Source organism: Streptomyces sp. NPDC002911 (assembly GCF_053591835.1).
Genome location: NZ_JBSFUO010000004.1, coordinates 395,343 through 416,067 on the forward strand (window position 1 = coordinate 395,343; position 20,725 = coordinate 416,067).

Sequence of the window (20,725 nt, forward strand, 5' to 3'; positions counted from 1 at the left end):
GGGAGGCTTGGATTATGTCGAGTGCACCTCAATACCGGAACAGGGCCTGGCTCCATGGGCAACCACACGGCCGAAACCCGCCGACCGGGCACACGTGATCTTCGTCCCGGACCGGCCTGAACAAGCCGACGGCCCGCCACTTCCCGTGGCGGGCCGTCGGTTTTCGGACGCTGTCCGAGCGCGAGGGCCACCCCTCGCCCTCCGGAGCTACTTCACGACCGTGATCCGGTCCGTGGCCGGCGGGGCCAGCGGCGCGGAGGCCGTGGAGTGCGCCGCCAGGTAGGCGTTGAACAGGTCCAGGTCGGACGCGCCGACCAGCTTGTTCGTGCCCTGGCCGAGGGCGGCGAAGCCGTCTCCGCCGCCCGCGAGGAACTCGTTCATCGCGACGCGGTACGTCTTCGCCGGGTCGATCGCCTCACCGTTCAGACGGATCGTCTCCGTGACCACCCGGCCGGCGCCCGACTTCGTCAGGTCCAGCGTGTAGGTGAGGCCCTCGGAGACCTGCAGGATCTTCGGGGACGCCTCGTTGGAGCCGCTGACCTGCTGCTGGAGCGCGGTGACCAGCTGGGCGCCCGTCAGGTCGACGACGTTCATCATGTTGGTGAACGGCTGGACGGTGAACGCCTCGCCGTACGTCACGACCCCGTCGCCCTCACCGCCGGACGCCGTGTACACCAGGTCGGAGCGGATACCGCCGGGGTTCATGAACGCGACGACCGCGCCGCCCTTGTCCGCGGGGGCCAGGCCCTCCAGCTGGGCGTCGGCGATCAGGTTGCCGAGCGGCTTCTCGGGGGCCGTGGAGCCGCGACCGTTGATGTCGGCGGAGATGAAGCCCTGCGGCCGGCCCGCGATCGGGGCGGCGAGCGTGTTCCAGCGGGTGATCAGCGCGGTCATGTCGGCGGCCTTGGCCTGGTCCCGGCTGACTACGTGGTTGGCCGACTCCACCGACGTACGCACGATGTCCTTGGTGCGGCGGTCATAGGTGAGGGTCGTGTCCGTGTAGACCTTGCCGAAGGACGAGGCCGAGGTGACCATGCGCGGCTTGCCCGCCGGGTCCGGGACCGTGCACACGTACGCCTGGTGGGTGTGGCCGGTGACCAGGGCGTCGACCTTCGGCGTGATGCCCTTGGCGATGTCGACGATCGGCCCGGAGATGCCGTCACCGGCGCCCGGGCTGTCGCAGTCGTGGTTGTACGAGGAGGAGGCCGGGGCCCCGCCCTCGTGGATCAGCGCGACGATGGACCTGACGCCCTGGCGGTCCAGCTCCTTGGCGTACTTGTTGACCGTCTCGATCTCGTCGTGGAACTCCAGGCCCTTGACGCCGTTGGCCGTGACGATGTTCGGCGTGCCCTCCAGGGTCACCCCGATGAAGCCGATCCTGACGCCGTTCTTCTTCCAGACCGTGTACGGCTTGAGAACCGGCTCGCCGGTCTTCTCGTTCGTCACGTTGGCCGCGAGGTAGGGGAAGTCCGCCCCCTTGAACTTCTTGCCCTTCTCGTAGCAGCCCTCGACCGGGTGGCAGCCGCCGTTCTGCAACCGGGCGAGCTCCGTGGCCCCCTCGTCGAACTCGTGGTTGCCCACGGCCGTCACGTCGAGGTCGAGCCCGTTGAGTGCCTCGATCGTGGGCTCGTCGTGGAAGAGCCCCGACAGCAGCGGGCTCGCGCCCACCATGTCGCCGCCGGCCGCGGTGACGGAGTACGGGTTGCCCTCGCGCGCGGTGCGCAGCGAGGTGGCGAGGTACTCGACACCTCCGGCCGGGACCGACTTCACCGTACCGTCGGCCTGCGTCTCACTGACCGTCCCGGCGGAACCGGCCGGCGGCTCCAGGTTGCCGTGCAGGTCGTTGAAGGAGAGCAGCTGGACGTCGACGGTGCGGGACGGGTGGCCATGACCGTGCCCCCGGTCGTGGGCTCCGGCCGGCATCGCGGCGACGAGCGCACCGACGGTGACCAGCCCGGCCGCGGCGGCGAGCACCCGCCGGGGCGCACGCTTCTTCTGTGGAGTCGCTGACATCGGTCCCCTTCGAGTCTCTGGATCCTGCGTGCCGCAGCCTAGAGTCAACGCGCGTAGCGCGACAGATGTCCGGGGTCACGAACTGGTTGCCTCGCACTCGGAAAGGGGCCGATCACCCGGAGGGCGTACAGGAAGACCTCTCCCGCATCGCTCATGAAGTCCTGCACCACGGGGCAAGCCCGGAATGACGAGGGCGGGCGGGCGGCGCCCGAGCAGACCGGGCAGCAGCTTGCCCCGGCGCCCCACCCCGCGCCGTACGCTCGTACCCATGACGACTGACGCACCCCTCCCCTCCCCCGGGCGCGAGATCGCGACCCTCGACGCGCTCACCACCGAGCAGGCCGACGCCGTTCTCGCCCTTCTCGGTGAGGCCGCCGGGACCGATGGCCGGCAGGCCGTCTCCGAGCAGGGGCGGCTGCAGTTGAGGGGCGGGGGCCGTGAGGGCGTCCGGCACTTCCTGCTCATCGTCGACGGCGTGCTGGCCGGGTACGCGCAGCTGGAGGACACCGACCTCGTGGAGGCCCCCGCCGCCGAGCTGGTCGTGGCCCCCGCGCACCGGGGCCGCGGGCACGGCCGGGCTCTGGGCGCCGCGCTCCTCGCCGCGACCGGGAAGCGGCTGCGGGTCTGGGCGCACGGCGGCAAATCGGCCGCCCGGCACCTCGCGCAGGTGCTCGGCCTCTCCCTCTTCCGCGAACTGCGCCAGCTGCGCCGCAGCCTGACCGACCTCGACATCGCCGAGCCGGTCCTCCCGCCGGGCGTCACCGTCCGCACCTTCGTGCCGGGCCAGGACGACGCGGCCTGGCTGGCCGTCAACAGCGCCGCGTTCGCCCACCACCCCGAGCAGGGCTCCCTCACCCAACGGGACCTGGACGACCGCAAGGCCGAACCCTGGTTCGACCCGAAGGGCTTCTTCCTGGCCGAGCGCGACGGCGAGATCATCGGCTTCCACTGGACGAAGGTGCACGCCGAGGACGAACTCGGCGAGGTCTACGTCGTCGGCATCCGGCCCGACGCCCAGGGCGGCGGCCTAGGCAAGGCGCTCACCGCGATCGGACTGCGGTATCTGGCCTCCCGGGGTCTGCCCACGGCGATGCTCTACGTGGACGCCGACAACCCGGCCGCCCTGTCGGTGTACGAGCGGATGGGCTTCGCCACGCACGAGGTCGACCTGATGTACCGCACGGAGTCCTGAGCACTCTCAACCCGGGCAGGGGCGGCGTCACTTGACTCCGCCCCTTCTTTCCGACACCATTCCACTACTTCATTAGTGAAAGGGTGGTGAACATGGCAGAGTCCGCAGCGGTCGAGTTCCGTATCGACCGGCGCAGCGGCGTCGCCACCTACCTCCAGATCGTCCAACAGACCAAGCAGGCGCTCCGCCTCGGTGTGCTGGAGCCGGGCGACCGGCTGCCCACGGCCCGTGAGGTCGTCGAGGCCACGGCGATCAATCCCAACACCGTGCTCAAGGCCTACCGCGAACTGGAACGCGAAGGCCTCGTCGAGGCCCGTCGCGGCCTCGGCACCTTCGTCCGCCGGACCCTCGGCAGCGCGGCGGTCACCACCGACCCGCCCCTGCGCGCCGAACTGTCCGAGTGGACCCGCAGGGCACGCGCCGCAGGACTCGACAGGGATGACGTGAGCGCGCTCTTCACCCACGTACTGGACAGCACATTCAAGGGGGACCAGGACTCATGACAGGCGCCGCGATCGAGGCGAACAGCCTCGGTATGACGTATGGGCGAAAGCGCGGGTGGGCGCTGCGCGACTGCTCGTTCCGGCTGCCGGCCGGACGGATATGCGCCCTCGTCGGGCCCAACGGGGCCGGGAAGTCCACCCTGCTCTCCCTCGCCGCCGGCCTGCTCCGGCCCGCCGAGGGGGCGGTGCGGGTGCTCGGCTCCACCCCCGCAGAGGCCAGGGCCCGTGTCGCGTACGTCTCGCAGGACAAGCCGCTGTACCCGCAGCTGACCGTGGCCGACACCCTGTGGGCGGGGGCCGAGCTGAACCCCGCCACCTGGGACCGCGCGGCCGCCGGCCGGATCGCCGGCCCGCTCCCCCAGGACGCCAAGGTCCGGACGCTCTCCGGCGGGCAGCGCACCCGTCTCGCCCTCGCGCTCGCCCTGGGCAAACGGCCCGAACTGATGCTGCTGGACGAGCCGATGGCCGACCTCGACCCGCTCGTGCGTCACCAGCTGATGGGCGTACTGATGGCCGAGGCCGCCGAGCACGGAACCACCATCGTGATGTCCTCGCACATCCTCACCGAGCTGGAAGGCTCCTGCGACTACCTCCTCTTGGTGGACGGCGGCCGGGTGCGTCTCGGTGGTGAGAGCGACGACATCGTCGCCGCGCACGCCCTGATCACCGGCCAGGCCCGCGACCTCGCCCCGCACACCGTCGTCGAGTCGCGCACGACGGGGCGTCAGCTCACGGCGCTCGTACGGAGGCAGGGCCCGGTGGACGACACCGCCTGGGACGTCACGGAGCCCTCGCTGGAGGAGCTGCTGCTGGCGCACCTCCGCTCTCCCGACGCCCCGCCGCTCCTCACCCCGAGCGCGTCCACCCGCGAGGAGGTGGCCGCGATATGAGCACCCTCACCGCGCTGCGCGGGCCGGCCCGCGTCGTCGTACGTCAGCATCGACTGGTCCTGTGGATAGCGGGCGGGCTCTCCCTGGCCGCTGTCATCACCCTGATCGCGACCGCCCTGTGGTCGGCCCACGTCGTGGAGGCCTTCGAGTCAGGCCCCTGCTCGGCCGAGGGCGATCCGGGCCGCAGCTGCCACCAACCCGTCCGCGACTACATGGACACCATCTTCGCCCTCAGCCAGGTGTTCGACTACGCCGCCCAGGCACTGAGGGCACTGCCGCTGCTCATCAGCATGTTCGTCGCGGGACCGATGATCGCCAGGGAACTGGAGAGCGGCACCTTCAAGGTCTCCTGGACGCAGTCCGTCTCGCCTGCCCGCTGGCTCGCCGCCAAACTCGCCGTGCCCGCCACGCTGCTGCTGGCTGGCGTGTCCGTCCTGACGGCAGTACTCGCCTGGGCGCGGACCTACACGGACACGCCCTACCCCGCCCAATGGCATGACGCACCTGTCTTCAGCGCTTCGGGAGTCCTCCCCCTCGCCCACACCTTCTTCGGGATGTGCGTCGGAGCGCTCATCGGCCTGCTGGTACGCCGCACCCTCCCCGCGCTGACCGTCGCCGCGCTCGTCACCGGCACGGCCGTCACTGTCTTCACCTACTGGCGCGCAGAGCTGTGGCCCCCGCGCACGCTCACCGGCACGACCCTGAACGCCGAAGAGGGCATGTGGTGGGTGGAGACGGGCGACCTCACCAGCAGCGGTGAACGGCTGACGGGAACGGTGTGCTCGCAGTCCGCGTCCGAGGCGGACCGGCTCCAGTGCATGACCGACAACGACATCACCGGCCACTACCTCGACTACCACCCCGCCTCCCATTTCTGGCCCATCCAGCTCGTCGAGACCGGCATACTGCTCGCCCTGGCAGTCGTGGCCGTGACGCTCGCCTTCCGGGTGCTGCGCCGCCGTACCGCCTGAGAGCCACCCCTGTCCGGGCCCCGGGGGGAGTCCGGGCAGGGGGTTCACCTACGGTGATGACGGGGAGGACGGGGACGGCACCGCAGTCACACCGCTTCCTGTACGTCATGTCACCGTTACCGGCCATTCAGACAGCCTTGCGACCCTCACGGGATGCAGCCAGCTGTGCCCGCCCCCCGCAACGGGAGCGGCCCCCGACCAGGGCCCGTTTCCGTGTCTTCCGCGATCTTTATGGGCTCCGACGCGCCTGAGAAGCCGAAGGCGCGGAAGAATAGGTCCATGAGCCAGCAGCCCAGCTCCGAGGTTCCGGTCCATCCCACGCAGCCGTCCGTAGGCTCCCTCGCCGCCCACCGGCCGCACGCCGTCGTCGGCCCGGTGCCCACAGGTCTGTCCACAGCCGCCGATCTGGACCCCGACCTTGACAACGACGCGGACGCGTACGAGCCCGAGGCCGATGGCGACGAGCTGCCGCAGGGCCGCTTCCTGGACCGGGAGCGCAGTTGGCTCGCGTTCAACGAACGCGTCCTGGAACTCGCCGAGGACCCCGCCACACCGCTACTCGAACGGGCTAATTTCCTCGCGATCTTCGCCTCGAACCTGGACGAGTTCTTCATGGTCCGGGTCGCCGGCCTCAAGCGCCGTATCGCGACCGGTGTCGCCACCCGGTCCGCGTCCGGACTGCAGCCCCGCGAGGTCCTCGACCTGATCTGGACCCGCTCCCGCGAGCTCATGGCCCGGCACGCCGCCTGCTACCAGCAGGACATCGCGCCGGCCCTGTCCGACGAGGGCATCCAGCTGGTCCGCTGGCCCGACCTGACCGAGAAGGAACAGGCCCGCCTGTTCACCTTCTTCCGGCAGCGGGTCTTCCCCGTGCTGACCCCGCTGGCCGTCGACCCCGCGCACCCGTTCCCGTACATCTCCGGGCTGTCGCTGAACCTCGCCGTCGTCGTACGCAACCCGGTCAGCGGCCACCGGCACTTCGCCCGCGTCAAGGTGCCGCCTCTGCTCACCCGTTTCCTGGAGGCGTCCCCGCAGCGTTACGTCCCCATAGAGGACATCATCGCGGCCCACCTCGAAGAGCTCTTCCCGGGCATGGAGGTCCTCGCCCACCACATGTTCCGGGTCACCAGGAACGAGGACCTTGAGGTCGAGGAGGACGACGCCGAGAACCTGCTCCAGGCCCTGGAGAAGGAGCTCATGCGGCGCCGCTTCGGCCCGCCGGTCCGCCTGGAGGTCGAGGAGTCCATCGACCCGTACGTCCTGGACCTGCTCGTACGCGAACTGAAGATCTCCGAGACCGAGCTCTACCCGCTGCCGGGCCCGCTCGACCTCACCGGACTGTTCGGCATCGCGTCGCTGGACCGGCCCGAGCTGAAGTTCCCCACGTTCATCGCCGGCACCCACCGCGATCTCGCCGAGGTCGAGTCCGCCTCCGCGCCCGACATATTCGCCGCCCTGCGCGAACGCGACGTACTGCTGCACCACCCGTACGACTCTTTCTCCACCTCCGTCCAGGCCTTCCTGGAACAGGCGGCGGGCGATCCGGACGTCCTCGCGATCAAGCAGACCCTGTACCGGACCTCGGGCGACTCACCGATAGTGGACGCCCTGATCGACGCCGCCGAATCCGGCAAGCAGGTCCTCGTCCTCGTCGAGATCAAGGCACGCTTCGACGAGCAGGCCAACATCAAGTGGGCCCGCAAGCTGGAGGAGTCCGGCTGCCACGTCGTCTACGGCCTCGTCGGCCTCAAGACCCACTGCAAGCTGTCGCTCGTCGTCCGCCAGGAGGGCGACACCCTGCGCCGCTACTCCCACGTCGGCACCGGCAACTACCACCCCAAGACGGCCCGGCTCTACGAGGACCTCGGCCTGCTGACCGCCGACCCGCAGGTCGGGGCGGACCTCTCCGACCTCTTCAACCGGCTCTCCGGCTACTCCCGCCGCGAGACCTACCGCCGGCTGCTGGTCGCCCCGAAGTCCCTGCGCGACGGACTGATCGCCCGTATCGACAAGGAGATCACCCACCACCGCGCGGGCCGCCCCGCCTACGTACGCATCAAGGTCAACTCGATGGTCGACGAAGCGATCATCGACGCCTGCTACCGGGCGGGACAGGCCGGTGTGCCGATCGACATCTGGGTGCGCGGCATCTGCGCGATCCGCCCCGGCGTCACCGGCCTCTCCGAGAACGTCCGGGTCCGCTCGATACTGGGCCGCTTCCTCGAACACTCCCGGCTCTTCGCCTTCGGCAACGGCGGAGAACCCGAAGTGTGGTTCGGAAGCGCCGACATGATGCACCGTAACCTCGACCGACGGATCGAAGCACTGGTCCGCGTCACCGATCCCGCGCATCGCGCCGCCCTCAGCAGGCTCCTGGAAACAGGCATGTCCGACACCACGACCTCCTGGCACCTGGGCCCCGACGGAAACTGGACCAGGCACTGCACGGACGCGGACGGGCAGCCGCTGCGGCACGTACAAGAGATGCTCATTGACGCCCGGAGGCGCCGACGTGCGACGCCCTGACCATCAGACGACGACCCTCTCCGCGGAAGCGGTCCTCGCGCCCTACCTGCGTGAACAAGCCGCCTGCTTCCTACGGGGCCTGCGGCTGCACCGCGAGCACAGCGCCCCCGCCGACGCCGGCACCCAGCGCGCCGACGAGGCCGCCCGCGCGCTGCGCCACGCGGCGCGCCGGATCAGCGGCACCCTGCACACCTTCCGGGGTGCGCTCGACCCGGCCTGGGCCGACCAGCTCCGCGCGGAGCTGGCCTGGCTCTCCGGCACCCTGGCCCGCGAACACGCGTACGCCACCCGGCTCGGCCGGCTCCTGGAGGCCCTGCACCAGCTGTCCGGTGCCTCGCTCCCTGCGGCCCGGCCCGCTCCGGGGGACGGCCCGGACGCCAACGACAAGGAGCGGGCCGCACTCGGCGTCGGCGCGGCCCGGGCCGCAGCCCTCCTGGAGCGCCGGCTGACCCTCGCCCGGACCCGCGCCCACTCGGCGGCGCTCCAGGCTCTGGGCTCCTCCCGCTTCCACGCCGTCGCCGACGCCGTCGCGCTGCTCGCTTCGGAGGTCCCGCTGGCGCCCGCGGTGGCGGAACCGGCGGAACGGGCCCTGCACGGCCCGGCCGAGCTCGCCGAGCAGCGGATGCTGGACGCGGTGGCCGCGCTCCCGCCCGACGAGGCGGTGGAACCGTACAACGAGGCCCACGACGCCCTCTGGCAGCAGGCCCGCCTGCTGCTCAGGCTGCACCGGTACGCCCACGAGATGCTGCGGGGCGCCCCCGACCCGGCCCTGACCGGCCCCGGGCACGCGCTGGACCTGCACCGGGACGCGGCGGAGGCCGCAGAGGCAGCGGCAGCGGCCGCGCGCACCCCGCGCATCGCCCCTGCGACGGCGTACGCCCTGGGGGTGCTCCACGCCGACCAGCGGCACGAGGTGGAAGCGGCACGCGGCGTGTTCCGGGAGACCTGGCCGTACGCGGCGGCCGTGACGGCGCCATGAGCGACCTCGTCCTGGCGGCGGGCTGCGTGCTCTGGCGCCGGTCCGCGGGCGGCGCCCTGGAGGTCTGTCTCGTCCACCGGCCGCGCTACGACGACTGGTCCTTCCCCAAGGGCAAGCTGAAGCGCGGCGAGACGGCCCTGGCGGCCGCCCTGCGCGAGGTCCTGGAGGAGACGGGCCACCACTGTGCGCCGGGCGCCGCTCTGCCGACCGCCCTGTACACGGCGAACGGGCGTCCGAAAGAGGTCAGCTACTGGGCGGCCGAGGCGACGGACGGCACGTTCGTCGCCAACGACGAGGTCGACCGGCTGGCGTGGCTCTCCCCGGAGGACGCCCGGGCACGCCTGAGCCGCCCCGGCGACCGCGTCCAGCTGGACGCCTTCCTGGACACCCTCCCTGCGAGCGGCCGACGCCTCTGAGCACCGGGCAGCCGAAGGTCCGTCCTCCATCCCGCGGGGACGGGCCTTCGCCTCGCCGTGCCGCGACGCGGAACCAGCCCGCCCGACACGGTTCACCTGCCGTTCACTCTGCCCCGTAGGCGGCTTCACCTCTTCTGCCTAATTTCGGACGTACACGGTGCACGGCACCAAGCCGAGGCACCAATCCTCATCGCACGCCGCCACGCTCCACCAGCCGCGGCGGCTCCTGGAAGGAACACCCAGAAAGTGAAGCTTCAGCGCAAGAACCGGCTTCGTGCCACCGCGCTCGGTGCCCTCGCCGTCTCCGGCGCCCTGGTCCTCACGGCGTGCGGTTCGGACGACAACACCGGCACCGAGGCGGACGGCGGCAAGACCAGCGCCGCCGCGTCGAACATCGACTGCGAAGGCGCCGAGGGCCAGCTGCGCGCTTCCGGGTCGAGCGCCCAGAAGAACGCGATGGACCTCTGGATCAAGAACTACATGGCCGCCTGCACCGGTGTGGAGATCAACTACGCTTCCTCCTCCTCCGGTGAGGGCATCGTCGCGTTCAACCAGGGCACCGTCGGCTTCGCCGGCTCGGACTCGGCACTGAAGCCCGAAGAGGTCGCCGCCTCGAAGAAGATCTGCAAGACGGGTCAGGGCATCAACCTCCCGATGGTCGGCGGCCCGGTCGCGGTCGGCTTCCACGTCGAGGGCGTCGACAAGCTGACGCTGGACGCCTCCACGCTCGCCAAGATCTTCGACTCCAAGATCAAGAAGTGGGACGACCCGGCGATCGCCGCCCTCAACGAGGGCGTCAAGCTCCCGAACAAGGACATCCAGGCCTTCCACCGCTCCGAGGACTCCGGCACCACGCAGAACCTCGGCAAGTACCTGAACGCCGCGGCCCCGAGCGACTGGAAGTACGAGGCCGAGAAGAAGTGGCCGGCCCCCGGTGGCCAGGCCGCGTCCGGTTCCGCCGGTGTCGCCAGCCAGGTGAAGGCCGTCGACGGCTCCATCGGCTACTTCGAGCTGTCGTACGCCAAGTCGCAGGGCATCACCACCGTCGACATCAACACCGGTGGCGCCGCCCCGGTCGAGGCCACCTCGGAGAACGCCTCCAAGGCCATCGCCGCCGCCAAGGTCACGGGCACCGGCAAGGACCTGGCGCTCGACCTCGACTACACGACCAAGGCCGAGGGCGCCTACCCGCTGGTCCTGGTGACCTACGAGGTCGTCTGTGACACCGGCAACAAGGCCGAGACCCTCCCCACGGTCAAGTCCTTCCTGAACTACGCCGCTTCCGCGGACGGCCAGAAGATCCTGACCGACGCCGGCTACGCCCCGATCCCCGAGGCGATCAACGCCAAGGTCCGCGAGACCGTCGCCGGCCTGAAGTAACCGACCCCGCACGACACGCACGCGTAGGCGGGCCGGTCCGGCGCATCTCTCCGGACCGGCCCCCGACCGCCCGACCATCCGGTGCACCGCCGCCAGGGGAGCCAGCCGCTCCCCCACACAGACCGGAAAGACCATGGCTTCCACCACACCGCTCGACATCCCACCGGCTCCGCCGGAAACACGTAGCCGCCCCAAATCCACCGGCCGCGCAGGCGACAAGATCTTCCTGGGCCTCTCACGCGGCTCGGGCATTCTGCTGCTCGTGGTCATGGCGTCCATCGCCGTGTTCCTCAGCTACCGCGCCTCCCTCGCGATATCGCAGAACGAGGGCAACTTCCTCACCACCTCCGACTGGAACCCGGCCGGTGACCCGCCGGTCTTCGGCATCGCGGTCCTGCTCTTCGGCACCGTCGTCAGCTCGATCATCGCGATGGTCATCGCGGTTCCGATCGCTGTCGGCATCGCCCTCTTCATCTCGCACTACGCGCCGCGCAAGCTGGCCGCCCCCCTCGCCTACGTGATCGACCTGCTCGCCGCGGTGCCCAGCATCGTCTACGGCATCTGGGGCGCTCTCGTCCTCGTCCCGTACCTGCAGGGCCTGAACCTCTGGCTCGACCAGTTCTTCGGCTGGACGTACGTCTTCGACCAGACCGAGATCGGCGTTCCCCGGTCGCTCTTCACCGTCGGCATCCTGCTCGCGATCATGATCCTGCCGATCGTGACCAGCGTCAGCCGCGAGGTCTTCCTCCAGGTCCCGAAGATGAACGAGGAAGCGGCGCTCGCCCTCGGCGCCACCCGCTGGGAGGTCATCCGCCTCTCGGTCCTGCCGTTCGGCCGCTCCGGCGTCATCTCGGCCTCGATGCTCGGCCTGGGCCGCGCGCTCGGCGAGACCATGGCCGTCGCCACGGTCCTGTCGCCGAGCTTCCTCATCTCGCTGCACGTGCTCAACCCCGGCGGCGGGACCTTCGCACAGAACATCGCCGCCAAGTTCGGTGAGGCCGACGAGTTCGTCGGGCGTGACGCCCTGATCGCCTCGGGCCTCGTCCTCTTCGTCCTCACCCTGCTGGTCAACGGCGCGGCCCGGCTCATCATCGCCCGCCGCAAGGAGTACTCGGGGGCCAACGCATGAGCAACGTCACCACCACCGACGTCCAGGACAACCGTCCCCGGATCTCGCCGGAACCCGGCAAGGCCGGCCTCAGCAGCCGCAGCCTCCCCCGCTGGGCCCCGCTCGGCTTCGCCGCCGTGGGGATCGCGCTCGGCGTGGGCGTCTCCCTCGCCGCAGGCTGGCACAGCCGCGTGCAGTGGGGCCTGATCTCCGCCCTGTTCTTCCTGGCCGTCTCGTACGTCGTGACGACCAAGGTCGAGAACCAGCGCCAGGCCAAGGACCGCCTCGCCACCAGCGTCGTCTGGGTCTGCTTCCTCATCGCCGTCGTCCCGCTCGCCTCCCTGCTGTGGACCACGATCAGCCGCGGCATCGAGCGCCTCGACGGCTACTTCCTCACCCACTCGATGGCCGGTGTCCTCGGTCACGAGAACAGCGGCGGCGTCTACCACGCGCTGATCGGCACCCTGGAGCAGGTCGGGATCGCCACGGTGATCTCCGCCCCGCTGGGCCTGCTGACCGCGGTCTACCTGGTGGAGTACGGCAAGGGGACGCTCGCCAAGGCCGTCACCTTCTTCGTCGACGTCATGACCGGCATCCCGTCCATCGTGGCCGGCCTCTTCATCCTGTCGGTCATGCTGATGGCGGATCTGGACTACTCCGGCCTGATGGGTTCGCTGGCCCTGACCATCCTGATGATCCCGGTCGTGGTCCGCTCCACCGAGGAGATGCTCAAGCTCGTCCCCAACGAGCTCCGCGAGGCCTCCCTCGCGCTCGGCATCCCGAAGTGGCGCACCATCCTGAAGGTGGTCCTCCCCACCGCGATCGGCGGCATCACGACGGGCGTCATGCTCGCCATCGCCCGTATCGCCGGTGAGACAGCGCCGATCATGCTGCTGGTCTTCGGCAGCCAGCTGATCAACGCCAACCCCTTCGAAGGCGCCCAGTCCTCGCTGCCGTTCTACATCTACGAGCAGTACAAGGTCGGTGAGGCCGCGTCCTTCGACCGCGCCTGGGCAGCGGCACTGGTGCTGATCGCCTTCGTCATGATCCTCAATCTGGTGGCCCGCGGCATCGCCCGCTGGAAGGCCCCGAAGACCGGCCGCTGAGGCCACGCAGAAAGCAGTTGATTTCACATGGCCAAGCGCATCGACATCGGCGGCCTCAACGCCTACTACGGCTCCCACAAGGCCATCGAGGACATCTCGATGACGGTGGAGCCCCGCTCCGTGACCGCCTTCATCGGCCCGTCCGGCTGCGGTAAGTCCACCTTCCTGCGCACCCTGAACCGCATGCACGAGGTCACCCCCGGTGGCCGCGTCGAGGGCAAGGTGCTGCTGGACGACGAGGACCTGTACGGTCCCGGCGTCGACCCCGTCACCGTGCGCCGCACGGTCGGCATGGTCTTCCAGCGTCCGAACCCCTTCCCGACGATGTCGATCTTCGACAACGTCGCGGCGGGCCTGCGGCTGAACGGCTCGTACCGCAAGAGCGAGCTGTCGGACGTCGTCGAGAAGTCCCTCAAGGGCGCCAACCTCTGGAACGAGGTCAAGGACCGCCTGAACAAGCCGGGCTCCGGTCTCTCCGGTGGTCAGCAGCAGCGCCTGTGCATCGCCCGCGCGATCGCGGTCGAGCCGGACGTGCTGCTGATGGACGAGCCGTGCTCGGCGCTCGACCCGATCTCGACCCTCGCGATCGAGGACCTGGTCGGCGAGCTGAAGCAGCGCTTCACGATCGTCATCGTGACGCACAACATGCAGCAGGCGGCACGCGTCTCCGACCGTACGGCCTTCTTCAACCTCTCGGCGGTCGGCAAGCCCGGCCAGCTCATCGAGATCGACGAGACGGAGCGGATCTTCTCCAACCCGTCCGTCCAGGCGACCGAGGACTACATCTCGGGCCGCTTCGGATAAACAGTCACAGACGGCCTTGGGGTGCTGCATGGCGGTGCCACCACAAGGCGAAGGGTCCGCCCCCGCTCTCCGGTGGAGAGCAGGGGCGGACCCATTACTTCGGCACTGTGGGGCTACGGCACTTCGGGGGCTTCGGTTCTTCGGCACTGCGCGTCGGGGAGCGGCACGCGAACCAGGCTCAGCCGAACAGCAGGACGACGATCCCGTAGCTGAGCGCGGCCACCAGTGCCGCGGCCGGCATCGTGATGAACCAGCCCAGGATGATGTTCTTGGCCACGCCCCAGCGGACCGCGTTCACCCGCTTCGTGGCGCCGACGCCCATGATCGCCGAGGTGATCACATGAGTCGTGGAGATGGGTGCGTGGAACAGGAACGCCGAGCCGAACATGATCGACGCGCCGGTCGTCTCGGCGGCGAAACCCTGCGGAGGGTCCAACTCGATGATCTTCCGGCCGAGCGTCCGCATGATGCGCCAGCCACCGGCGTACGTACCCAGGGACAGCATCGCCGCACAGGCGATCTTCACCCAGACCGGAATCTCGTCGTTCGGACCTTCGACATCGGCGATGACCAGGGCCATCACCACGATACCCATCGTCTTCTGGGCGTCCTGCAGGCCGTGGCCGAGGGCCATGCCCGCCGCCGAGACCGTCTGCGCGATACGGAAGCCGCGCTTGGCCTTGTGCGGGTTGGTCTTCCGGAATATCCACATGATCCCGACCATCACCAGATAGCCGGCGACCAGCCCGATGACCGGGGAGAGGAACATGGGGATGACGATCTTGGACAGCACGCCGTCCCAGTGCACCATCGTCCCGCCGGCCAGCGCGGCACCGACCATTCCGCCGAACAGGGCGTGCGAGGACGAGGACGGAAGGCCGTAGTACCAGGTGACGAGGTTCCAGATGATCGCGCCGACCAGCGCCGCGAAGAGGATGCCCATCCCCTTCTGGCCCTCGGGTGTGGCGATCAGCCCTTCGCTGACGGTCTTGGCGACCCCCTGACCGAGAAAGGCGCCGGCGAGGTTCATCACAGCGGCCATCGCCAGAGCCGCACGTGGGGTCAGCGCCCGGGTGGAGACCGAGGTGGCGATGGCGTTCGCCGAGTCGTGGAAGCCGTTCGTATACGTGAAGCCGAGCGCGACACCGATGGTCACGATCAGCGCAAAGGTGTCCACGAGGTTCAGGACTCCTTGACCGCGATGGTCTCCACGGTGTTGGCGACGTGCTCGAACGCGTCAGCCGCCTCTTCCAGTACATCCACGATCTGCTTGAGCTTCAGCACGTCCATGGCGTCGTACTTGCCGTTGAAGAGGTGGGCCAGCAGCTTGCGGTGGATCTGGTCGGCCTGATTCTCCAGACGGTTGACCTCGATCCAGTACTCGGTGAGGTTTTCCATGGTCCGCAGACTCGGCATGGCCTCGGCGGTCAGTTCCGCCGCTCTGGCCAGGACCTCGATCTGCTGCTCGACACCCTTCGGGAGCTCGTCGATCTGGTACAGGACGACCAGGTCGACGGCCTCCTCCATGAAGTCCATGATGTCGTCGAGCTGCGAGGCGAGGTTGTAGATGTCCTCGCGGTCGAACGGCGTGATGAAGGAGGAGTTCAGCTGGTGGAAGATCGCGTGGGTGGCATCGTCCCCCGCGTGCTCCGCTGCCCGCATACGCTCCGCGATCTCGACTCGGGAGGCAGAATCCGCCCCGAGCAGTTCCATCAGGAGCTTCGAGCCCGTGACGATGTTGTCCGCGGATGCGGAAAACATGTCGTAGAAGCTCGTCTCCCTGGGGGTCAGACGAAAGCGCACGTGGGGTCCTCGGGTGCTTTGGATTCGGTCAGGCTGATGCTAGGCGCATCATCCGGCCACGGCTAACCGGCATTCTTCAGTGTCGCGCATCGGACACAGTGATCAGCACGGCCCCCCGGTCACGTTTCGGCTCGGTTCGGTACGATATACCCGTCAGGGGTATACAGACAGCACAGAGCGGCACGTTCACCGCAGGTCAAGAGGACAACGGGAGGACCCCATGACCACCACCGAGTCCACCGGGACAGCCGGTACGGAAGTGGTCGTCACCGACCATGACCGTGGCATTCACGGGTACCACCACCAGAAGGAGGAGCACCTCAAGCGCCTGCGCCGCATCGAGGGCCAGGTCCGCGGCCTCCAGCGGATGGTGGACGAGGACGTCTACTGCATCGACATACTCACCCAGGTCTCGGCCTCCACCAAGGCCCTGCAGTCCTTCGCGCTCCAGCTGCTGGAGGAGCATTTGCGCCACTGCGTCGCGGATGCCGCCCTCAAAGGCGGCGACGAGATCGACGCGAAGGTCGAAGAGGCCACCAAGGCTATCGCCCGCCTCCTGCGCACCTGAAGGCGGCGTACCCGAAAGCGTCAGGAGGAGGTCATCCCCGGTGGCGTCCCTGCCGGGGAATCGTCGGCGAAGGTGAGGACATGGCCGGATCCGACCTGACGTCGAGCACCTCGTCGATACGGTCGGGACTGAGCCGGTCCTCGAGGGCGTCCGCCGCCGCGATCATGAGCTCACCGCACAGTTCGATCTCGGCCAGGGCCACACGGTCCTGAGCGTTCGGAGCGCTGAGCGTCACCACCTGCGTCACCTCTCTCTGCCGTCGCCGACTCCTGGCGCACCGACTCCCTACGGGCTGTCCCGCACCACCTGGCGGGCCAACACCTCGGACCGACCGGCACACGGGGGCGGTCGGTCTTAGCGGTCGGTCGGTCGGTCGGTCTTAGCGTAGGGAGCGCGACCCACACCGCGCATGGCACGGACGGACCATTTCGGCCCCCTCCTTACGGTGTTTCCGCGCCATGCCCGCCCTGCCGGACCCGCCCCGTGTAGAGGTCCGCCTCGGGAGGCAGCTCCACGGAGACCGGCACGCCGAAGCCGTACAGCAGCATCGTCGACACCACCGCGACCGCCGGCCCCTCGGTCGCGAAGGTGAAGCGGTGGCGCACCTTCCGCAGCAGCCCCTCGTCGTCCAGATAGACGTCGAAGGGCACCGCGTCCGTGCTGAACCCTTTCGCCGCGGCAGCCAGCGCCCCGCGCGAGGACGCCGAGGCCGCCCGCGCCGCCCGCCCGAGGTCCGCGGTCCCCCGGTAGTGCCGGACCGCCACCCCGGCCAGCTCCGAGCGGCCGACGTACGTCACCTTGACCGCGCCGCGCAGCAGCTCCGCGGCGGCCGTCGGATCGGTCACACCGCCGGTGACCAGATTGCCGTCCTCCAGGGCCGTGGTGTCGATCCGCACCCATTTGTCGTCGGGCACCCCGGCCCCGCGGTTCTTCATGTACAGCGCACCGGGGACCAGCAGTTCCGTGATCGGCCGGTGCTCCTCCGCCCCGGCGGTGTCCTTCGGCAGGACGACCTTGATGCGGCCCAGCTGTTTGCGGAAGTCGTACGCCCCCTCGCCCCTGATCGTCACCCTGGTCCCGCCGGCCGCGGTCTCCATCGACGTACGCGTCTCGGCACTGCCCGCTCGGGCCAGCGCCTCGGCCGCCCCCCGGACCACCGCCGCCGAGGTGCTGGCCGGGCCGTCCCGGGCGACGGCGGGCCGGCCGGCCCCGTCCCCGCCGTCCGTATCGGAACACCCGCCGCCGACCGTCATCACACCTGCGGCCGCCAGGGCGCACACAGCCAGTGCCCCGCCTCCGCACCTGTGCCGCTGCACCACCATCGCCTGCCAACCCCCAACGACGTGCACCTGACCGAGTTCCCGCCCGCCTCGCCTAACGACGGCCGGGGCGCCTCGTCACGCCACGGGGCTCCGTCCGGAAGCCGATCGGCCCACTCCCTGACCGCCGTACGACAACCCCGGTACCGTGGACGCGTGTATCAGGACCCCTCGGACTCCCCCGTCCACAGCACCGCTCCGGCACACAGCACCACGACCGTCGAACGGGGCTCGTTCTGTCTGGCGCGCTGCGACTGCGGCTGGTCGGGGGCGGCCAGACGCTCACGCGACCGGGCCCGCACGGACGCGGAGGAGCACCGTTCGTCCCAGGGGACACCCCGCTAGAGCGTCTCCCGCTGCGGTTGCTCGTAAGGGACGACGAACACAGAGCGTTCCTCTCCGGACATGCGGGAGGGGTGTCCCGCACGGGACACCCCTCGCAGTGCCGAACCCGTCGTGCCTACGCGGCGAGGTCCCTGTCGCCGGGCGCATTGCCGCGGCCGGAACCCGAGCTCGGCTCGGGAATCCCGTGCGACTCGTCCCGCGCGCCGTCGGCGGCGACCGCCCCGCGCGAGCGGACGAGCCGGCCGACCGTTCCGGTACGGGCCACGGCCCCCACCAGAGGTGTCAGCAGCATCATCGCGAGGGGCGCGAGCAGCAGGGCCACGGCCGTGCCGAGAGCGAAGCCGCCGATGACGTCAGTCGGGTAGTGCACGCCCATGTAGACGCGGCAGAGGCCCTCCAGGAGCGCCAGCGCGATCGCCCACAGGCCGAACTTCCTGTTGGCCACGAAGAGCCCCACCGCGATCGCCATCGCCATCGTCGCGTGGTCGCTCACGAAGGAGAAGTCCGTCTTGCCCTTCACCAGGACTTCGAGACCCTTGTGATCGAAGAAGGGCCTCGGCCGCTCCACGAAACCCCGGATCGGGATGTTGATGAGCAGCGCGATCCCGGCGGCGAGAGGCGCCCACACGAGCCCGGCAACCGCCGTCACCGAGTCTTCCGTCGTCCCTCGTCGGCGTACGCTCCACCAGCACCACAGGACCACCAGGACCATGGCGAACATGATCCCGAATTCACCGACGAACCCCATGACCCGGTCGAACCAGGTCGGAGCGGCCTTCGCCAGCCCATTGATGTCGTAGAGCAGGCTGACATCGGGGTTCGCCCCATCGAGTGCGAGTCCAGCCATCTGCCGCGGCCCCTTGCCTTGTCTGCTGCTGCGACGCACAACGGCGTGCGTCGCCTTGGTCTGACCCCCGTGGTCGGTGCGGATTCAGTGCCGCGCCACGCCATGATGCCGTTACGCCGGACTGGTCTGGGCAGTCGCGCATGGTCATGTGCGCATGCTGTCCCAGATCAGGGAACGGTCTGTCAGCTGCGTACGTTCCATTCTCCACCGAATGATCACCATGACGTTATCGAAGAGAGACTCATCGCCGCAGCTCAGGGCCTGGGCTTCACGGAGGGTTCCGGCCACGGTCGACCGGCCGTCAGCTTTCCGGGAGCGCGGTAGGGAGCGCCGCCGCCCCCTCCTTCGTGACCCTTGTCGCACCGAAGTAATCCGGGGTGTCGATCTTGTCGAACCGGATCACCGCACCCGTGTACGGCGCGTTGATCATGTACCCGCCGCCGACGTACAGCCCCACATGCCGGATGGCCCGCGAGTTGTTCAGATCGTCCGAAAAGAACACCAGGTCACCGGGGAGGAGCTCGTCCCGGGAGGGGTGCGCACCGGCGTTGTACTGGTCATTGGCCACCCGGGGCAGCTCGATGTCGACCGTCCGGTACGCGGCCTGGGTCAGCCCGGAGCAGTCGAACCTGCCTCCCTGGTCCGCAGTCCCGTTCCCGCCCCAGAGGTAAGGGGTGCCGAGCTTCTTCTGCGCGAAGTAGATCGCCCCGGCAGCCTGCTGCGAGGGCTGCACCCTGCCGACCGGCTTGGCGAAGCTCTTCTCCAGGGAACGGATGATCTTGACGTAGTTCTGCGTCTCGCTGATCGCGGGCACCCCGCCCGACTTGATCACCCGGTAGGCGCCCGCGTTGTACGCGGCGAGCATGTTGTCGGTCGGGTCGCCGGGCACCTTCTTGACGTACCCGGCGATCTCACAGTCGTACGAAGCGGCCGACGGAATCGCATCGGCCGGATCCCACACGTCCCGGTCACCGTCCTTGTCCCCGTCGATGCCGTGCGTGGCCCAGGTCCCGGGGATGAACTGCGCGATCCCCTGCGCGGCGGCGTGGCTCTGGGCACGGGGGTTCCAGCCGCTCTCCTGGTACAACTGCGCCGCCAGGAGGGCGGGGTTGATGGCCGGGCAGAGGTTGCCCCACTTCTCCACCAGCGGCTGGTACCGCGCCGGCACAGCCCCCTTGACCAGCCCGACAGCCCCGCTCGCCCCGGCCATCCCGGCAGCGGCGGAGTACGTACCGACGACGAGCAGAGCGATGAAGCACAGGCCCAGCCCGATACCACCGCCGACGAACACCCAGTATTTCCGCACCCCCCAACCATCCCCCATTCGTGGACGGTTCACGACGCGATTCGCTGGTGTGTACGGCTGGATGGGGGCATGAGGGGGCGTCAGGGGCGGCTACCGGGGCTCAGGGGGCGCCGGCGGACCAGAAGGGGGAGCGGATGTGGGGGCGGGGGATGGGTTCGCCTACACGGCTCACGTTCCCAGGCGGCGTACTCGGTGGTGCAACCTGCGACTTCTCGACGCAGGGCGTCGCAACCTCGAAAAAGGCTTGCCCACCCCCGCCGATAAGCAGCCGCACGCGAAACCCATCCTCCGTCTCGAAATACGTCGCCGGGCTCTCGACGCTCGCGTTCACACCGAGCTGGCGGTATCCGGCTTTTTTCCAGCCTCGCTCTACAACACCGAGGAAGCCACCTCGTCGCTGATCCGAGATAACGGTGAGGACGGAACGTCTACGCGAGACGTCGCAACTCCCCTCCGTGGATTGTCCGTGAACCCACTCCACTGCCGGCTTGATACCGGCGAATGTCGTATCAAGGATGGCGTCCGCCCTGTCTGCGGCTTCCTGCATGTTCATACGTCCACCATCATCCCCACCGTCTGACTCCGAACGATCAACTGAGGCGCACCCCGAACTGACGAGTATAACCACCAGCGTTGCGGCGCATCGGAG

21 protein-coding genes are annotated in these 20,725 nt (G+C 69.3%); 13 read left to right on the forward strand and 8 right to left on the reverse strand.

From position 1 onward, the window contains the following. Positions 1-207 precede the first annotated feature (207 nt). Positions 208-2,013, reverse strand: a complete 1,806-nt coding sequence (locus ACWD04_RS09790) for a bifunctional metallophosphatase/5'-nucleotidase (RefSeq protein WP_451129907.1) — start codon at positions 2,011-2,013, stop codon at positions 208-210. A gap of 268 nt (positions 2,014-2,281) precedes the next feature. Between ACWD04_RS09790 and mshD the strand changes: the two genes are divergently transcribed. The 11 genes from mshD (at position 2,282) to pstB (ending at position 13,888) form a co-directional block, all read left to right on the forward strand. Beyond that, positions 2,282-3,205, forward strand: a complete 924-nt coding sequence (gene mshD, locus ACWD04_RS09795; RefSeq protein ID WP_451129909.1) for a mycothiol synthase — start codon at positions 2,282-2,284, stop codon at positions 3,203-3,205. A gap of 92 nt (positions 3,206-3,297) precedes the next feature. Further along, on the forward strand, positions 3,298-3,708 hold the full coding sequence (locus ACWD04_RS09800) for a GntR family transcriptional regulator (RefSeq protein ID WP_451129911.1): 411 nt from the start codon (positions 3,298-3,300) through the stop codon (positions 3,706-3,708). Continuing rightward, positions 3,705-4,598 (forward strand): ABC transporter ATP-binding protein, encoded by an 894-nt coding sequence (locus ACWD04_RS09805; protein WP_451129913.1) that lies wholly within the window; start codon positions 3,705-3,707, stop codon positions 4,596-4,598. Before ACWD04_RS09800 ends, ACWD04_RS09805 begins: the two co-directional genes overlap by 4 nt. Beyond that, positions 4,595-5,569, forward strand: coding sequence for a hypothetical protein (locus ACWD04_RS09810; RefSeq protein ID WP_451129915.1), 975 nt, complete (start codon positions 4,595-4,597; stop codon positions 5,567-5,569). Before ACWD04_RS09805 ends, ACWD04_RS09810 begins: the two co-directional genes overlap by 4 nt. A 279-nt stretch (positions 5,570-5,848) precedes the next feature. Further along, entirely contained in the window at positions 5,849-8,095 is a 2,247-nt protein-coding gene (locus ACWD04_RS09815; RefSeq protein WP_451129917.1) for an RNA degradosome polyphosphate kinase, read from the forward strand. Next, positions 8,082-9,074, forward strand: coding sequence for a CHAD domain-containing protein (locus ACWD04_RS09820; protein WP_451129919.1), 993 nt, complete (start codon positions 8,082-8,084; stop codon positions 9,072-9,074). The genes ACWD04_RS09815 and ACWD04_RS09820 overlap by 14 nt, the downstream gene beginning before the upstream one ends. Then, positions 9,071-9,490: an NUDIX hydrolase gene (locus tag ACWD04_RS09825; protein ID WP_451129921.1), complete on the forward strand. Its 420-nt coding sequence runs from the start codon at positions 9,071-9,073 to the stop codon at positions 9,488-9,490. The genes ACWD04_RS09820 and ACWD04_RS09825 overlap by 4 nt, the downstream gene beginning before the upstream one ends. A gap of 246 nt (positions 9,491-9,736) precedes the next feature. Beyond that, positions 9,737-10,870: a phosphate ABC transporter substrate-binding protein PstS gene (gene pstS / locus ACWD04_RS09830; RefSeq protein WP_451129923.1), complete on the forward strand. Its 1,134-nt coding sequence runs from the start codon at positions 9,737-9,739 to the stop codon at positions 10,868-10,870. A gap of 133 nt (positions 10,871-11,003) precedes the next feature. Further along, positions 11,004-11,999 (forward strand): phosphate ABC transporter permease subunit PstC, encoded by a 996-nt coding sequence (gene pstC / locus ACWD04_RS09835; protein ID WP_451129925.1) that lies wholly within the window; start codon positions 11,004-11,006, stop codon positions 11,997-11,999. Further along, positions 11,996-13,084 (forward strand): phosphate ABC transporter permease PstA, encoded by a 1,089-nt coding sequence (gene pstA / locus ACWD04_RS09840; protein ID WP_451129927.1) that lies wholly within the window; start codon positions 11,996-11,998, stop codon positions 13,082-13,084. Before pstC ends, pstA begins: the two co-directional genes overlap by 4 nt. Before the next feature lie 27 nt (positions 13,085-13,111). Beyond that, on the forward strand, positions 13,112-13,888 hold the full coding sequence (gene pstB / locus ACWD04_RS09845; RefSeq protein ID WP_351283453.1) for a phosphate ABC transporter ATP-binding protein PstB: 777 nt from the start codon (positions 13,112-13,114) through the stop codon (positions 13,886-13,888). A gap of 178 nt (positions 13,889-14,066) precedes the next feature. Here pstB and ACWD04_RS09850 read toward each other — a convergent pair whose 3' ends face one another. Both ACWD04_RS09850 and ACWD04_RS09855 read right to left on the reverse strand, forming a co-directional pair. Next, positions 14,067-15,065, reverse strand: coding sequence for an anion permease (locus ACWD04_RS09850; protein ID WP_451129929.1), 999 nt, complete (start codon positions 15,063-15,065; stop codon positions 14,067-14,069). Between the two features lie 5 nt (positions 15,066-15,070). Then, complete coding sequence (locus ACWD04_RS09855) at positions 15,071-15,691, reverse strand: DUF47 domain-containing protein (RefSeq protein ID WP_451129931.1); 621 nt, start codon at positions 15,689-15,691, stop codon at positions 15,071-15,073. Positions 15,692-15,911: 220 nt separating this feature from the next. Between ACWD04_RS09855 and ACWD04_RS09860 the strand changes: the two genes are divergently transcribed. Next, positions 15,912-16,259: a metal-sensitive transcriptional regulator gene (locus tag ACWD04_RS09860; RefSeq protein WP_451129933.1), complete on the forward strand. Its 348-nt coding sequence runs from the start codon at positions 15,912-15,914 to the stop codon at positions 16,257-16,259. A 31-nt stretch (positions 16,260-16,290) separates the two neighbouring features. Here ACWD04_RS09860 and ACWD04_RS09865 read toward each other — a convergent pair whose 3' ends face one another. Both ACWD04_RS09865 and ACWD04_RS09870 read right to left on the reverse strand, forming a co-directional pair. Next, positions 16,291-16,497 carry a hypothetical protein gene (locus ACWD04_RS09865; RefSeq protein ID WP_451129935.1) on the reverse strand — a complete coding sequence of 69 codons (207 nt, stop codon included), beginning with the start codon at positions 16,495-16,497 and terminating at the stop codon, positions 16,291-16,293. A gap of 202 nt (positions 16,498-16,699) precedes the next feature. After that, positions 16,700-17,581 (reverse strand): hypothetical protein, encoded by an 882-nt coding sequence (locus ACWD04_RS09870; protein WP_451129937.1) that lies wholly within the window; start codon positions 17,579-17,581, stop codon positions 16,700-16,702. Positions 17,582-17,734: 153 nt separating this feature from the next. On the opposite strand from ACWD04_RS09870, the gene ACWD04_RS09875 reads away from it, so the two are divergent. Continuing rightward, positions 17,735-17,923 (forward strand): hypothetical protein, encoded by a 189-nt coding sequence (locus ACWD04_RS09875; RefSeq protein WP_451129939.1) that lies wholly within the window; start codon positions 17,735-17,737, stop codon positions 17,921-17,923. 115 nt (positions 17,924-18,038) lie between these two features. Here ACWD04_RS09875 and ACWD04_RS09880 read toward each other — a convergent pair whose 3' ends face one another. From ACWD04_RS09880 to ACWD04_RS09890, 3 genes are all read right to left on the reverse strand, one after another. Continuing rightward, complete coding sequence (locus ACWD04_RS09880) at positions 18,039-18,770, reverse strand: phosphatase PAP2 family protein (protein ID WP_451129941.1); 732 nt, start codon at positions 18,768-18,770, stop codon at positions 18,039-18,041. A 301-nt stretch (positions 18,771-19,071) separates the two neighbouring features. Then, complete coding sequence (locus ACWD04_RS09885; RefSeq protein ID WP_451130015.1) at positions 19,072-20,061, reverse strand: NlpC/P60 family protein; 990 nt, start codon at positions 20,059-20,061, stop codon at positions 19,072-19,074. A gap of 115 nt (positions 20,062-20,176) precedes the next feature. Continuing rightward, on the reverse strand, positions 20,177-20,629 hold the full coding sequence (locus tag ACWD04_RS09890; RefSeq protein WP_451129943.1) for a hypothetical protein: 453 nt from the start codon (positions 20,627-20,629) through the stop codon (positions 20,177-20,179). Positions 20,630-20,725 lie beyond the last annotated feature (96 nt).